Below are 13,315 nucleotides of genomic sequence, written 5' to 3'. Positions count from 1 at the left end.
CTCCCCGCCTCCTCGGCGATCGGGACGAGGCGCTGCACCGCTTCGAGCGCGGCGTCGGAGTACAGGAGGTCCTTGCTGACCGACATCTCCTCGCTGGCGAACCGGCTTCCCTCGGGCACGGGCTGACCGGGCTTGTACTTTCCGGTCAGGATCCCCTGGGCCAGCGGAGACCAGACGATCTGCGAGATGCCGTTGGCGGAGCACAGGCCTCGATGGTGTCCTCGATCGGTACGGAGGTCGAAGCGGTGGGCCTGGTAGAGGTCCACGTAGTCCGTCCGGAGGCGGGGCAGGGACGCATCGATCTGCCGGGCGATCTGCGCGGGGGACAGGCCCTTGTCGGCCGGGGCGTCGGACATCTGTCCCCATACCTTGGTGGCCAGGACGTAGGAGTCGGCCCCACGCTAGCCCGGCCCGGCCCTGCCCTGCGCGAGGTGAGAGGCACTGATGTGACCCCCCTCGTACAACCCTCGTGCCCCCTCGTGCCCGCCCCTCGGGGGCCCGGTCACGGTGCCGCGCTGCTGGAGCCGAACAGATAGGCCGCGCCTATACGGGGCATCGATTTTTGGTCGTGGACCCCCTGATGTGCCGCCCGGTTCACTGTCGCTCAACGCATGCGCGTACCGGTCGGGCTCGGTGTCGCGCGATCAGGGAGGCTGCAATGACGCATACCCCGGGCAGCGAGCGAGGCAGCGAGCGAGCCGAGCAGGCCGCGCGCATCTCAGCGAAGCCGTGGTACCGGCAGTTGTACGTACAGGTGCTGGTGGCGATCGTGATCGGCATCGTGCTGGGCTGGAGGTGGCCGGATCTGGCCACGCCCATGGAGCCGATCGGCACGACGTTCATCACCGCGATGAAGATGCTGATCGGGCCGATCGTCTTCCTGACCATCATCGGAGGCATAGCCGGCGTCGCGGACCTGAGGAAGGTCGGCCTGACCGGCGTCAAGGCCCTGACCTACTTCCAGGTCGGCACGATCGTCGCCATGGTGACGGGTCTGGTGGCCATCAACATCTTCCGGCTCGGCGACGGTGTGCACGCCGACCCGTCCGCCCTCGACACGTCGGGCGACGCCGGGGACTACATCGAGAAGGGGCAGCACCAGCACTGGTGGGAGTTCCTCACCCACATCGTGCCGGACAGCTTCTTCGGGCCGTTCGTCGACGGCGACATCCTCCAGGTCATCTTCCTGGCAGTGATCTTCGGGGTGGCGCTCAAGTCCGTCGGCAAGGCCGGCGAACCGGTCATCGCCGGCGTCAACCGCCTCACCGAGGTCGTGTTCAAGGTGCTGTCCTTCGTGATGAAGGCCGCGCCGCTCGGCGCCTTCGGCGCGATGGCCTACGCCATCGGGAAGTTCGGCCTGTCGACGCTGACCAGCCTCGGCTCGCTGATCCTGCTCTTCTACGTCACCTCCGCCCTGTTCGTCGTGGTCGTGCTCGGCGGGGTGCTCGCCGCGTACGTGAAGCTGAACATCTTCCAGCTCCTCCGCTACTTCAAGGAGGAACTCCTCCTGATCCTGGGCACGTCCACCGCCGAGCCCGCTCTGCCCGGACTGATGCGCAAGCTGCAGCACATGGGCGTCGAGCGGTCCACGGTCGGTCTGGTCGTGCCGACCGGCTACAGCTTCAACCTCGACGGTGCGGCGATCTACCTCTCCCTCGCCACCCTCTACATCGCCCAGGCCACCGACACCCCCCTGACGGTCACCCAGCAACTCGGCCTGCTCGCCGTCATGCTGCTGACCTCCAAGGGAGCCGCAGGCGTTGCCGGCGGCGGCTTCATCGCCCTCACCGCGACCCTGTCCACGGTCGGTACGGTCCCGGCGGCCGGCATCATGCTCGTCTTCGGCATCGACAAGTTCATGTCCGAGTGCCGGGCCCTGGTGAACTTCTCCGGCAACGCCGTCGCCACCCTCTTCGTCGCCAGATGGGAGAACACCCTGGACCTGGCCAGGGCCCGCGCGGTGCTGTCCGGCAAGGCCAGGGACGGGGACGCGCCTTCCGCCGCCCGGGCCGAGGAGGACAGCCGTACCGACGCGCCGGCCGCCGTCGAGGCCGGCCACAAGGTTCCGGCTCCCGGAGACCCTGAGGACGATGACACCGGGGACGAGGGCGCCGGGAGCGCCGCCGCCCCGGTACCGGCCGAGGTGAAGCCCTGATGGTGTCCGTCCTGGTCGCACCGGACAAGTTCAAGGGCTCCCTCGGCGCCGACGACGTGGCCCGCGCGCTGGAGCGCGGGCTGCTGGAAGCTGCCCCGCACGCCCGGGTCAGCCGGCTCGCCCTGGCCGACGGGGGAGAGGGCAGCGTGGCCGCCGCCTGCTCGGGCCGGTTCAGCCCCGAGGAGATCATCGTGACGGGCCCGACCGGGCAGCCCGTCACCGCCCTCGTCGCGGTGCACGGCCGCACCGTCCTCATCGAAGCCGCGGCCATCTGCGGACTCGGCGTCCTGCCGGGCGGACACAAGGCACCGCTCACGGCCACCAGCCGGGGTATCGGTCAGGCCGTCCAGTACGCGCTGGCAGGCGGTCCCGACACGGTCGACACGATCGTCCTCGCGCTCGGCGGGGTGGCCACCACCGATGGCGGTGCCGGTCTTCTCCAGTCCCTCGGCGCCGTCCTGGCCCGAGAGGACGGCACACCGGTCGGCCAGGGCGGCGGAGCGCTCGCCGGCCTCCACACGGCCGACCTCACCGAAGCCCGTGCCGCACTGGCGGGCGTCGACCTGGTCCTCGCCACCGACGTGGACAACCCGCTGCTCGGGCCGACGGGCACGGCCGCCGTGTACGGACCCCAGAAGGGGGCGACCGCGAGCGACGTGCGCGAACTGGACGCCGCGCTCGGCACCTTCGTACGACGGCTCCAGGAGACGGGTGTCGCGGACGCGGCCCGCCTCGCCGAGGCCCCGGGGGCAGGGTCGGCCGGCGGCCTCGGGTACGCCGGGCTGCTGCTGGGCGGCCGGGTGTGCTCGGGTGCCGACTACTTCCTCACGCTGCTCGGCGCCGACGATCTGCTGGCCGGCAGCGACCTCGTCGTGACCGGCGAAGGCAGCCTGGACGAGCAGTCGTTGTCGGGCAAGCTGCCGGTTGCGCTCGCCCGGCGGGCCGGCCGGCAGGGGAAGGATGTGCACGCCGTGTCCGGGCGGTGCACGCTGCCCGCCGACCGTGCCGCCGCCCACTTCCGTTCCGTCCAGGCCCTGACGGACCTGACCGACCAGGACTGCGCGAAGGACAGCGTCCTGTCCGCCCGGCTGCTCGCCCAGTGCGGACGGAGCCTCGCCGACCGCTGGATCGGACGCGAGGGGAGCGAAACCGGCAGGTAGGGTCACCTGCCGGACGAGAGGGAACCAGGTGGGCCTGTACGGGTTCGGACCAGGCTGGACTGGGCCGGACCCAGACCGGACTCCAGGCCGGACCAGACTGGACTCAGGCCGGACCGAGTCGGACCGAGTCGGATCAAGGCTGGACCGAATCGGACCAAGGCTGGACCGAGCCGGACCAAGGCTGGACCGAGCCGGACCCAGCCCGGACCAAGGCCGGACCTGGTCGAAGTGGGGAGGCGTCATGGACGCACGGCAGCTGGAGTACTTCCTCGCCATCGTGGAGCACGGCGGCTTCAGCAAGGCCGCCGCCGCGCTGCACGTGGCCCAGCCGTCGCTGTCCCAGGCGATGGCCAACCTGGAAGCCGACCTCGGAGTCGCCCTCTTCCACCGCATGGGCCGCGGCGTGGTCCTCAGCGAAGCCGGCGCCGAACTGCTGGAGCCCAGCCGGCGCGTGCTGCGCGACCTCGCGGCCGTACGGGACACCGCCGCCGCGCTCGCCGGGCTGCACGGCGGCACCATCGAGGTCGCCACCATGCCCTCCCCGGGCATCGAACCGCTGACCACCCTCATCCACCGCTTCGCCGACCTGCACCCGTCCGTGACGGTGAGCACGCAGGCCGCCTTCACTCCGGACGAGGTCATCTCCCTGGTCCGCAGCGGCGCCTGCGAACTGGGCCTGCTCGGCAGCGCCACCCCGGTGCACCCGACCGGGCTGGACGTCCTGCACGTCGAGGACCAGCCGTTTGTGGTCGTGGCCTCGCCGGGCGGCGCCATCGAGGACGACGTCGCCATCCGGCCCGGAGATCTCGCCGGGCAGAAGCTCATCGCGTCCCGGACGGGCAGCCTGATGCGCAGCATCGTCGACGACATCACCGCCGGTGGCACCGGCACCGAGATCGTGACCGTCGTCGACCACCGCACGTCGATCCTGCCGCTGGTCATCACCGGGGTGGGCGTCGCGGTCCTGCCGTCTTCCTGGACCTGGCTGGCGCGCCGCTGCGGGGCGGTGGTCGCCCCCATCGAGCCGACCGCCCACCTCCATGTGGCGATGGTCAGCCTGCCCGCGCACCTCACCCCGGCCGCGCGGGCCTTCCTGGCCCTCACCAGGTCACTGGCCCAGCGACGGGCACGTGACGTCTGACCGAAACCCATCGGCCACACCTGGACGCGAGACCCATCGGCCACACCTGGACGCGAGATCCATCGGCCACACCTGGACGCGAGATCCATCGGCCACACCTATACGTCGCATCGAAAGCAGGTCTTGGACGCGCCACGGCAGCCCTGTGTTGACTCGAACCGACCCCATCACAGCGACCCCACCACAGCGAGCCGGAGGCCCTCATGACCACCGCACCCCGTACGTTCCGCATCGCCGCCATCCCCGCCGACGGCGTGGGCAGGGAAGTAGTCGCCGCGGGCCGCGCCGTCCTCGATGCCCTGGCCGAGGACTCCCGCGGCTCCGACACCGAGTTCGCCTTCGCCTGGGAGGAGTTCCCCTGGGGCTGCGAGTACTACGAGCGCACCGGGAAGATGATGGACGAGGACGGGCTCGACCAGCTCAAGGACTTCGACGCCATCTACTTCGGCGCGGTGGGCTGGCCCACCGTCCCCGACCACATCAGCCTCTGGGGCCTGCGCCTGAAGATCTGCCAGAGCTTCGACCAGTGGGCCAACGTCCGCCCCGTCCACTTCCTGCCCGGCATCACCAGCCCCCTGCGCAAGGCCGACGACACCGAGCTCGACTGGGTCGTCGTCCGCGAGAACAGCGAGGGCGAGTACGCCGGCCTGGGCGGCCGCAACCTCTCCGGCCGCGGACAGGGCGGCGAAGTCGCCCTCCAGTCGGCCCTGTTCACCGAGGTCGGCTGCGAACGCATCATGCGCTTCGCCTTCGACCTGGCCCGAACCCGCACCCGCCGCAAGGTCTCGTCCGTCACCAAGAGCAACGCCCAGCAGTACGGCATGGTCCTGTGGGACGACGTCTTCAAGCGGGTCGCCGCAGACTACCCGGACGTGGAGACCGAGAGCGTCCTCGTCGACGCGATGTCCGCGAAGTTCGTCCTGCGTCCCGAGGACCTCTCCGTCGTCGTCGCCTCCAACCTCAACGCCGACATCCTCTCCGACCTCGGCAGCGCGCTGGCCGGCAGCCTCGGCCTCGCCGCCAGCGCCAACCTCAACCCCGAGCGCCGCTTCCCCAGCATGTTCGAGCCGGTCCACGGCTCCGCCCCCGACATCGCCGGGCAGGGCCTCGCCAACCCGATCGGTGCGGTGGGCAGCGCCGCCCTGATGCTGGACCACTTCGGCCTGCCCGGCCAGGCGGCCCGCCTGAACAAGGCCATCGAGGCCACGACCGCCGCCGGCATCCTCACCCGCGACGTCGGCGGCACCGCCACCACCGAGGACGTCACCAAGGCCCTCATCGACGCGCTCGACGCCTGACCGTCGCCGCGGGCATGCCGCCCCCGAACGTCTCGGTCTGTTCCTCACGGCATGTACGTACCCGGGCCTTCCACATGCGCCCCCACCAGCTCGGTGCCAGCATGGGCACGACGACCAGGCGGATCGTGCCATGAGAGCCCGGGGCGGTATCGGAGATGAGAACCCGTCACACCCTCGGACTGGCGGCGGTCGTCTCGTGCGCCACGCTCCTCGCCGCGGTGCTGGTCGTGCGGGACGGCGACAGTGGCGACGCGTCGTCCCGCTCCAGGCTCCCGAAGGGCCACTACGCCGCACTGGGCGACTCCTATACGTCCGGCCCGGACATCCCCGACCAGAACGGCGAGCCCGCGGGCTGTGACCGTTCCGACCGGAACTATCCGGCACTGGTCGCCGACGGCCTGGGCCTGGAGGCCACCCGGTTCCGCGACATGAGTTGCAGCGGGGCCACCATGGGCGACCTGTTCGCGCCGCAGTCGACGGACGACGGGGTCAACCCGGCCCAGCTGTCGGCTGTGTCGTCCAACACGCGGCTGGTCACCCTCGGTATCGGCGGGAACGACATCGGCTTCTCCTCGCTCGTCACCACGTGCGTCAAGGCCGGTGCGCGGTATCAGCAGTATCAGATGGAGAACGGGTCCATGAGCCGGGCGGACGACGATCCGTGCCGCGCGCGGTACGTCTCCGTCGGCACCGACGAGGTCGCGACGAGGATCACGGCGGCGGGCAGGCGGATGTCCGCCGTGCTGCGGGCCATCGGACACCGTGCGCCGAAGGCGCGGGTGTACGTCGTGGGGTATCCGGCGATCCTGCCGGCCAAGGACGGTGGCGGTGGCGGTGATGGTGACTGCGTCCGTGCGATGAGGCTGGCGCCGGGCGACGTGAGCTTCCTGCGTCAGAAGGAGCAGCAGCTCAACGCCATGCTGCGGGACAGGGCGGAAGCCGCCGGTGCCGTGTACGTCGACACCTACACGCCCTCCGTCGGCCGGGACGCCTGCGCGGACCCGGACGTACGCTGGATCGAGCCCCTGATCCCGGCGGCTCCGGCGGCCGCCGTCCATCCGAACGAGCGGGGAGAGCGGGGAATGGCACGGGCCGTGCTGAGCGCGGTGAGGGCAGCCGGGAGCTGACGCGAACGTACTGCGCGTCCTCAGGCGTCCTACGCGTCCTCAGGCGTACTGCGCGCTGCCAGGCGTACTGCGATTTCAGGCAGCCCGTACTGCGATTTCAGTAGCCCGAACTTCCAGTAGCGGCACGACGACCGGAGGGCCCTCCTCGGGACAGCCTGGGCAGGTAAGCGAGATCCCGAGAAAAGGTTCCCTGCTGTGGCTGGTTTTCTCTGTCGACTGGGCCGTCTGGCCTTCCGGCGGCGCTGGTACGTCGCCTTGCTGTGGGTGGGCGTCCTGGCCTGTGTGGGGCTGAGCGCGCTCAGGGCACCGGGGACCTCGGACGAGGAGTTCTCGATGCCGGGGATCGAGTCCCAGAAGGCGTTCGATCTCATGGAGGAGCGCTTCCCCGGCGCCGCGGCCGACGGTGCCACCGCCCGGCTCGTGTTCGTCGCCCCCGACGGCCAGAAGGTGACCGCCACCGAGAACAAGAAGGCCATCGAGGAGACGGTGGACGCCCTGGCCGGCGGCTCGCAGGTGGCCGGTGCGGCCGACCCCTTCCAGGCGAAAGCGGTGAGCGAGGACGGCTCGACGGCGTACGCGACCGTCACGTACAAGGTGAAGGCCGCCGAGGTCACCGACGGCAGCCGTACGGCGCTGGAGCGGGCCGCCGACCATGCGCGCGATGCGGGTCTGACGGTGGAGGCGGGCGGGTCCGCGATGGACAGCGGCGGCGGTCCCGGCGGCGTGGCCGAGATCGTCGGCGTCCTGGTCGCCGCGGTGGTGCTGTTGGTCACCTTCGGTTCGCTGGTCGCCGCCGGGCTGCCGCTGCTGACCGCCGTCATCGGCGTCGCCGTCACCATGTTCACGATCACGCTGCTGGGCGACGCCCTCGGCCTGTCCACGAGCACCGGCACCCTGGCGATGATGCTGGGCCTCGCGGTCGGTATCGACTACGCGCTGTTCGTCGTCTCCCGCTACCGCGAGGAACGCGCCAAGGGCCGTGATCCGCAGGAGGCGGCCGGGCTGGCCGTGGGCACCGCCGGGTCGGCGGTCGTCTTCGCCGGACTCACGGTCGTCATCGCGTTGGCGGGCCTCGCGGTGGTCGGCATCCCCACGCTCACCAAGATGGGTCTGACCGCTGCCGGAGCCGTCGTCGTCGCCGTACTCGTCGCCCTGACCGCCGTACCCGCCCTCCTCGGCTTCTGGCCGAACGCCGTACTGCCTCGCGCCGCACGCAAGGGCGCCATACGCAAGGGCGCCATACGCAAGGGCGCCATACGCAAGGGCTCCGAGCGGGGCGAGAAGGCCGGGGCCCGGACGAGTGCCGACAACCTGGGCACCCGCTGGGCCCGCTTCGTGCTGCGCCGTCCGCTGCCCGTGCTGCTCCTGGGCGTCCTGGGCCTCGGCGCCCTCGCCGTACCGATGACGGGCCTCCAGCTGGGCATGCCGGGCGACGAGGCCAAGCCGACCTCCACCACGGAGCGCCGCGCCTACGACGCGCTCGCCGAGGGCTTCGGGCCAGGCTTCAACGGCCCGCTGACCATCGTGGCGGACGCCAAGGGAGCAGCCGACCCCAAGGCGGCCGTCATGGCGATCAGCGACAAGATCGCCGACACCAACGGCATCGTCTCGGTCGCCCCACCGCACTTCAACGAGGCCGGTGACACCGCGGTCTTCAGCGCCACCCCGTCGACCAGCCCCACCGACGAGAGGACCAAGACCCTCGTCAAGACCATCCGCGACGAGCGCCCCGCGACCGAGTCGGCGACCGGAGCGACCTTCGAGGTCACCGGTACCACGGCGCTGAACATCGACATCGCGGAGAAGGTCCAGGCCGCCCTGGTCCCGTATCTGATCACCATCGTCGGCCTGGCCGTCATCCTCCTGCTTATCGTCTTCCGCTCCGTCCTCGTCCCGCTCAAGGCCGCCGTCGGCTTCCTCCTCTCCGTCCTGGCGGCCCTCGGTGCGGTGGTCGTGGTCTTCCAGGAGGGTCACGCCGCGAGCCTGTTCGGCGTGGAGCAGACCGGACCGATCATGAGCCTCATGCCGATCTTCCTGGTGGGCATCGTGTTCGGCCTGGCCATGGACTACGAGGTGTTCCTCGTGTCGCGGATGCGCGAGTCGTACGTCCACGGGGAGACCGCCCGGGAAGCGGTGGTCTCCGGATTCCGGCACAGCGCCCGGGTCGTGGTCGCCGCCGCCCTGATCATGATCGCGGTCTTCGCCGGTTTCATCGGTGAGAGCGACTCCATGATCAAGATGATCGGGTTCGGCCTGGCCACCGCCGTGCTCCTCGACGCCTTCGTCGTCAGGATGGCGCTGGTGCCCGCGGTCCTCGGCCTGCTGGGCGACCGGGCCTGGTGGCTGCCGCGCAGGTTGGACCGTATCCTTCCCGTCGTCGACGTGGAGGGCGAGGCACTCAGCCACCGTCCGAGCGACGCCGGCACCGGCATCGACGCCGACGCCGACGCCGCGGTCCCGGCCCCGGTCGCGACACTGGACGAGCCTGCCAAGACCCGTATCTGACCAGGCAACCGAGTCCCAGGGCCGCCCGAGACGAAGACCTCGGGCGGCCCATAGACCTCTGGCGGCCCCTGCGGGCCGACCGCGCACGCCCGGTGCGGCCGTCCCCGTGGCCCGCACGTCCTCCGGAGAAAGACGATGACCACCAGCCTGGAGCGCTACACGGAGCGTCACCCCCGTGCCGTCGACGTGGCGTTGGTCCTCGCCATGTTCGCCTGCTCGAACTTCGGCGCGTTGATCAGCGCGCCCGGCACCGTGCAGCAGTACCAGTGGCCCATCAGGCTCCTCGCGGCCGTCTCCTGCGTCGCCGTGCTGAAGTGCCGTACCCACCCGCGCGCCGTGGTCGCGGTGACCGCGACCTGCACCGTGATGATGGCCGCGCTGGGATACCTGCTCAGCCCCCTGCTGCTGGCACCGGTCATGGCGGCCCTCTTCTGGCTGGCCTCCCTCACCGACTCGAAGACCACGCGCACCTACGGCTACACGACCATCGCGGCAATGGTCATCACGGCCGTGATCGCCGTCCCCACGGGAGAACTGTTCGTGCCCAGAACGCTCGGCCCCGTCCTGTGGCTGATGCTGCCCCTGGTCGGCGGCAGCAAGACCAAGCTCCGGCGCGCCTATCTGGAGTCCCTGCACGCCCGCGCCGCACACGCCGAGCGCACCCGTGAGGAGGAAGCGCGCCTGCGCGTCGCCGAGGAGCGCCTGCGCATCGCCCGCGAACTCCACGACGTCGTCGCCCACCACATGGCCGTCGCCAACGCCCAGGCCGGCACCGCCGCCTATCTCGCGCCCACGCAGCCGGAGCAGGCGCAGAAGATCCTCGCCCAGCTGGCGAGCACCACGTCATCCGCCCTGCTGGAACTGAGGGCCACGGTCGGAGTCCTGCGCCAGGCGGGCGACCCCGACTCCGAGTCCCTGGAACCGGCACCCGGCCTGCACCGCCTCCCGGAGCTGATCTCCACGTGCGAGTCGGCCGGCCTCGATGTCACCGTCACCACCGAGGGCGAGCCGCAGACCCTGTCGCCGGGCGTGGACCTTACGGCGTACCGGATCATCCAGGAAGCTCTCACCAACGCCACCAAGCACGCGTCCGACCACGCGGCCCACGTCCGGCTCGCCTACTCCGGCTCCCGCCTGCTCATCACGGTCACCAACGACGGCACCGCCACCACGCCCACCGTGCCCGGCGGCGGCTACGGCCTCATGGGAATGCGCGAACGCGCCCACTCCGTCGGCGGCGACCTCCACGCCGGCCCGCGCCCCGACGGCGGATTCGAAGTCACCACCGCTCTCCCACTCCACCCCCACGCTCCGGAAGAACCTCTGGAGGAACCTCTGAAAGAACCTCTGGAAGAAGACGAGGCAACCCGTTGAGCATCCGTGTCCTGCTCGCCGACGACCAGGCTCTGCTGCGCGGCACGTTCCGGCTGCTGATCGACTCGTGCGCCGACATGGAGGTGGTCGGCGAGGCCGCGTGCGGTCAGGAAGCGGTGGACCTCGCCCGCACCCACCGCCCCGACATCGTGCTCATGGACATCCGCATGCCCGGCACGGACGGCCTGGCCGCCACCGCCACCATCTGCGACGACCCCGAACTGGCCACGACCCGCGTCCTCATCCTCACCATGTTCGAGACCGACGAGTACGTGGCCAAGGCGCTGCGGGCCGGCGCGAGCGGCTTCCTCGGCAAGTACGTCACCGCGGACGCCCTGCTGGCCGGCATCCGCACCATCGCCTCCGGCGAGGCCCTTCTCTCACCCGGGGCCACCCGCGCCCTCATCAACCGCTTCCTCACCGCGCCCGCCCCGGGCCGCCTTCTGGCACCCCCGGAACGCCTGGAGGAACTCACCCCACGCGAACGGGAAGTCACCGTCCTGGCCGCCGAGGGCAAGTCCAACGACGAGATCGCGCAGAAACTCTTCCTGAGCGTCCTCACCGTCCGCTCCCACATCCAACGCGCCCTCACCAAGCTCGGCGCCCGCGACCGCGCCCAACTCGTCGTCATCGCCTACCAGTGCGGACTGGTACGCCCCGCGTCCTCCGGCAACCGACCCCGCTAGGACGAGGCCAACCCGACGAACCCCGCCCATGCCGCACGCGACACCGTGACGACGGGCCCGGCGGCGGCCTTTGAGTCCCGGACGTGCACAACTGCCGTATCGGCAGCGACCTCTACACACTGGCCGCCCTCGGCACCGCTGTAGCTGCTCTTGAACCAGGCGAGGCCGGATGCAACGGTCGAGGGCTCAGCGTTCTTCATAGCGATTCCAGCACCCCTTCGATGAACTCCAGTGACTCTCGCGGAGTGAGAGCCTGCGATCGGATGATCCCATAGCGTGCCGCGGCGAGAGCCGCCTGATCCGGGTCAGTCTGAAGAGCACTCGTTCCCTGCGCCTCCGCGTACACGAACTTCTTGCCGCCCTTCCGCGTGACGACCGTGAACGGTCCGTCCACGCCTGCGCTTTCCTGGCAGGCGAGCGGCACGATCTGGAGCTCGACGTTTCGTTTCTGGCCGATGAGCAAGAGATGCTCCAACTGTCCCCGCAACACGTCCTTGCCACCGTACGGGCGCCGCAGTACCGACTCGTCCAGCACGAAACTCAACAGTGGCGCAGGCCGTCGGTCGAGGATGTCCTGGCGGGCCAGTCGCGCAATGACCCGCTGCTCAATCGTCTCGGGATCCAGCGGCGGACGGCGCATGCCAAGCAGTGCCCGCATGTACTCCTCGGTCTGGAGAAGGCCGTTGACCACAAGCGTGTCGTACATGAGCAGCTCGATGGCCTCCTTCTCCAAGGCGGCCATACCCTGGAAGAAGACGGGATACTGCGCCCGCTCCACCTCCTCCTTCCACACGCACAGCAACCCGCCAGCCCTCAGCACCTCGTCCGCCCGCTCGATGGTCCGGGGGGAGGGAATCCTCCGCCCCTGCTCGAACGACGCGACGGTGGAAGCCGAGTACCCGAGCCGTTTCCCGAACTCCTCGCGCTCCAGCCCCTCCCGCACCCGCAGCGTTTTCATGGTCTGCCCGAACGCCGTCACCACGCCCCGCCCGGCCCCGTCCTCGGGCCGTCGGCCGGCACCGTCGTCGCTCTCCCAGCCGTCCCCGAGGTTCACGACCGCTCCACCGTCATCGCCCGGTACGGACTCCGTTCCCGTTCCCGTTCCCGTTCCTGTTCCCGCTTCCGCACCCGTACGCTCCGTCATCGAACACCGCCTCCCAGGACCAACGCCCCCGCAGGGAACGCCGTCACGCCGCGCGCCTCGTACCTGTGCACACACCGCGCGTACAGCAGGTTCGCGTCGGTGCGTCACCACTGGTCACGCTACGCGACCAACGGCAGCGTGGTCGGCATGACGACCAACCCCGGCAGCCCCACCAGCACCGCCCAACTCAGGACCCGCACCCCGCACTTGGGTCACGTTCCCGATCCGCGCGACGAGACCTTCGACATGCGCTTCACCTCCACACCCCGCGGAGCCCGGCTCGCCCGCCGCCTGGCGGCTGTCCGGCTGGACGAGTGGGGTATCGCGTACGGCACCGAGGCGCACGACGCGATCGTGCTGATCACCGCGGAGTTGACGACGAACGCGGTGCGGCACGGCCACGTCTCCGGGCGGGACTTCCACTTGAGGCTGATCCTGAGCCGCGCCACCGGCACGGCCACCGCCCGTGTCGACGTCACCGACACCCGCGCCGAGCGCCTTCCGCCCCACCCGGCCGTCACCCGCGAGGGCGCCGGAATCGAGGAGTTGGGGGAAACCGGCCGCGGTCTCCTCCTCGTGTCGCACCTCGCGACACGGTGGGACTGGCACCCGCGCCCCGACGGGCCGGGCAAGACGATCTGGGCGGAGTACGTGGTCCCCGAGGCGTGACCCCAGGCTGTGACCAGTTCGGGCAGGCCCCGTGAGTGGCCCGTTTTCCCCGACTT

Annotated in this window: 12 protein-coding genes; 9 read left to right on the top strand and 3 right to left on the bottom strand. The window is 70.5% G+C overall.

Features of this window, described 5'->3' with window-relative positions; genetic code table 11:
* The coding region (locus tag FPZ41_RS27280; RefSeq protein ID WP_265584260.1) for an aldo/keto reductase at window positions 1-356 on the bottom strand (356 nt) is incomplete at its 3' end.
* Window positions 357-658: 302 nt separating this feature from the next.
* Between FPZ41_RS27280 and dctA the strand changes: the two genes are divergently transcribed.
* The 8 genes from dctA to FPZ41_RS27240 all read left to right on the top strand — a co-directional run bounded on the left by dctA (window position 659) and on the right by FPZ41_RS27240 (window position 11,446).
* Window positions 659-2,155, top strand: a complete 1,497-nt coding sequence (gene dctA / locus FPZ41_RS27275; protein ID WP_152866312.1) for a C4-dicarboxylate transporter DctA — start codon at window positions 659-661, stop codon at window positions 2,153-2,155.
* On the top strand, window positions 2,155-3,315 hold the full coding sequence (locus FPZ41_RS27270; RefSeq protein WP_152866311.1) for a glycerate kinase: 1,161 nt from the start codon (window positions 2,155-2,157) through the stop codon (window positions 3,313-3,315). The genes dctA and FPZ41_RS27270 overlap by 1 nt, the downstream gene beginning before the upstream one ends.
* 241 nt (window positions 3,316-3,556) lie before the next feature.
* Entirely contained in the window at window positions 3,557-4,456 is a 900-nt protein-coding gene (locus FPZ41_RS27265; protein ID WP_152866310.1) for a LysR family transcriptional regulator, read from the top strand.
* Window positions 4,457-4,659: 203 nt separating this feature from the next.
* Window positions 4,660-5,754: a tartrate dehydrogenase gene (locus FPZ41_RS27260; RefSeq protein ID WP_152866309.1), complete on the top strand. Its 1,095-nt coding sequence runs from the start codon at window positions 4,660-4,662 to the stop codon at window positions 5,752-5,754.
* A gap of 155 nt (window positions 5,755-5,909) precedes the next feature.
* Complete coding sequence (locus FPZ41_RS27255) at window positions 5,910-6,881, top strand: SGNH/GDSL hydrolase family protein (protein WP_152866308.1); 972 nt, start codon at window positions 5,910-5,912, stop codon at window positions 6,879-6,881.
* A 195-nt stretch (window positions 6,882-7,076) separates the two neighbouring features.
* Window positions 7,077-9,386, top strand: coding sequence for an MMPL family transporter (locus FPZ41_RS27250; protein ID WP_322620794.1), 2,310 nt, complete (start codon window positions 7,077-7,079; stop codon window positions 9,384-9,386).
* Window positions 9,387-9,521: 135 nt separating this feature from the next.
* A complete protein-coding gene (locus FPZ41_RS27245) occupies window positions 9,522-10,760 on the top strand; it encodes a sensor histidine kinase (protein WP_152866307.1) in 1,239 nt (412 codons plus the stop codon).
* Window positions 10,757-11,446 (top strand): response regulator transcription factor, encoded by a 690-nt coding sequence (locus FPZ41_RS27240; RefSeq protein WP_152866306.1) that lies wholly within the window; start codon window positions 10,757-10,759, stop codon window positions 11,444-11,446. The genes FPZ41_RS27245 and FPZ41_RS27240 overlap by 4 nt, the downstream gene beginning before the upstream one ends.
* On the opposite strand, the gene FPZ41_RS27235 is transcribed toward FPZ41_RS27240, so the two are convergent.
* Window positions 11,443-11,646: a DUF397 domain-containing protein gene (locus tag FPZ41_RS27235; protein WP_152866305.1), complete on the bottom strand. Its 204-nt coding sequence runs from the start codon at window positions 11,644-11,646 to the stop codon at window positions 11,443-11,445. The genes FPZ41_RS27240 and FPZ41_RS27235 overlap by 4 nt on opposite strands.
* Window positions 11,643-12,590 (bottom strand): helix-turn-helix domain-containing protein, encoded by a 948-nt coding sequence (locus FPZ41_RS27230; RefSeq protein ID WP_152866304.1) that lies wholly within the window; start codon window positions 12,588-12,590, stop codon window positions 11,643-11,645. Before FPZ41_RS27230 ends, FPZ41_RS27235 begins: the two co-directional genes overlap by 4 nt.
* Window positions 12,591-12,737: 147 nt before the next feature.
* On the opposite strand from FPZ41_RS27230, the gene FPZ41_RS27225 reads away from it, so the two are divergent.
* Window positions 12,738-13,259, top strand: a complete 522-nt coding sequence (locus FPZ41_RS27225) for an ATP-binding protein (RefSeq protein WP_152866303.1) — start codon at window positions 12,738-12,740, stop codon at window positions 13,257-13,259.
* Window positions 13,260-13,315 lie beyond the last annotated feature (56 nt).

Source organism: Streptomyces acidicola, from assembly GCF_009377235.1.
GTDB lineage: Bacteria > Actinomycetota > Actinomycetes > Streptomycetales > Streptomycetaceae > Streptomyces > Streptomyces acidicola.
This window is presented reverse-complemented; position numbering and strand designations above follow the sequence as displayed.